Raw genomic sequence first — 1,742 nt, 5'->3', positions numbered from 1 at the left:
GCACGAACTGTGGTGCTTTTTTTATTACCTTCTTTAGCGCATTTATTTGATATTGCATTTAAACTACCAGAGTTTTTCTATTTTATGGTAACGGGTGGTTTAATTTATCATATTTTTAATAGCTTTACAGCCAATTGTGTACGGATTGGGTGGGATAGATGGATTCCTACTTGGTTGTTAGAAAGTGTATCTTCTGAGATTGAAGCGAAAATTAGAAGATCAAACTCTAGAAAAGAAAAAAATTAAATATAGACAAATATAAAAAATGATAGCAAAAGGAGCAGTCTCAATTGAGGTGCTCTTTTTGTTTATCGAGATTTTATTTCAGGTATTCAATAGGGAGCATGCGCAGCATTATTTGTATGGATGCTTTTTACTATACAAAAAAGAATGAACAGCGTGAAGAGCAGTACCAAGCTGTTATTCAAAAGAACCAGGAAGTTATTGAAGAATAGGCAAAAGTTTTTGGATCTATTTCTAAAGACGTAACAGAATTTAAATAAAAACTATTTGAAGGAGATGTTCAGTAATGGGACACATTGTAGATATTTCAAAATGGAATGGAAGTATTAATTGGGATGTAGCAGCAGCACAATTAGATTTAGTAATTGCTAGGGTACAATATGGTTCAAATCTAGTAGATCATTTGTATAATGAACATGTAGCAAAATCAGAACAATACGGTATTCCACATGCTGCATATGCTTATGGATGTTTCGTATCAGTAGCAGATGCAATTGTGGAAGCTAAGGATTTCTTAGCAAGGGTAAATCCTAATGCTAAATTCCTTGTATTAGATGTGGAAGATGACACAGTAAAGTCAATGAAAAGCAAAGGTAACCTTAGTGATTTAGCTAAAGCATCACAAGCTTTTATTGATACATGTAAAGCTGCAGGTTGGAAAGTAGGATTTTATGTAGCACATCATATGTACGGTGACTATAATTTACAAAGTGTGCAAGCTGATTTTATTTGGTTACCACGATACGGAACAAATGACGGTAGTCCACAGAAGAAACCATCCTATACTTGTGACATTTGGCAATATACCGACAATGGTTATATTGATGGTATTGGAAAAGTGGATATTAATTTATTGCAAGGTGACAAAACGCTGGATTGGTTTACCGGAGAGAAACAATCAAAACAATCTGTTGCTAATGGCGGTTATCAATATGTTAAATCTGGTGGTTTTGGTATTTCATTGGTTAAAGAAGCTCTAAATGCTATGAATGAGCGTGGAACTAAAGGGCAAGTTATTTCTGATCCATTAACTGGTTTAGCATACTTGCAAACCGAAGTGTTACCAAATGGTGAGCTTGATAAGATTACAGCTTGGATGGACGAAAGAAACTGGTGGTACGAGTATTTGAAATAAAACATAAGCCGTCCTGTTGGGCGGCTTTTTTTATTTCTATGTAAGTGAACTACCCGCCACTTAACGTCCTAACGGACTGTTTGAAGTGGGGGTAGTTCAACTAGAATATCAGTTCATTAAATTAGAATCTTCTAAGCCAAATGAACATCAATTTGAACTAAAATATGCTGGATTTATGGAAATGAAAAAATAAAATATATAAGAGATTGGAAATACATTGAAATTAAAATAGATATCTTACCTTTTGGACTATTGATAAAGGAACACTATGATGAATTTGTTCTACTTTACAGCTCTTCCCGAACGAGAAAGCCCTCGCCTTTAGGCATGGGATGAAAGTGAGGTTGGATAAGGAGTGCTACTA

General features: G+C 34.6%; 1 protein-coding gene and 2 pseudogenes. All 3 read left to right on the top strand.

Features of this window, described 5'->3' with window-relative positions; translation table 11 throughout:
• Positions 1-246 (top strand): annotated as a pseudogene (locus tag ES895_RS22730) (phage holin family protein); the annotation flags it as partial.
• A 93-nt stretch (positions 247-339) separates the two neighbouring features.
• Positions 340-503, top strand: a pseudogene (locus tag ES895_RS22725) (BhlA/UviB family holin-like peptide); the annotation flags it as partial.
• 26 nt (positions 504-529) lie between these two features.
• Positions 530-1,378: a GH25 family lysozyme gene (locus ES895_RS22720; RefSeq protein ID WP_098330950.1), complete on the top strand. Its 849-nt coding sequence runs from the start codon at positions 530-532 to the stop codon at positions 1,376-1,378.
• The last annotated feature ends 364 nt before the right edge of the window (positions 1,379-1,742 follow it).

It is taken from the genome of Bacillus sp. 007/AIA-02/001 (assembly GCF_004634455.1).
Taxonomy (GTDB): Bacteria; Bacillota; Bacilli; order Bacillales; family Bacillaceae_G; genus Bacillus_A; species Bacillus_A cereus.
The sequence above is the reverse complement of the archived record's forward strand: the minus strand, read 5'-3'. Positions and strand labels throughout refer to the sequence as shown.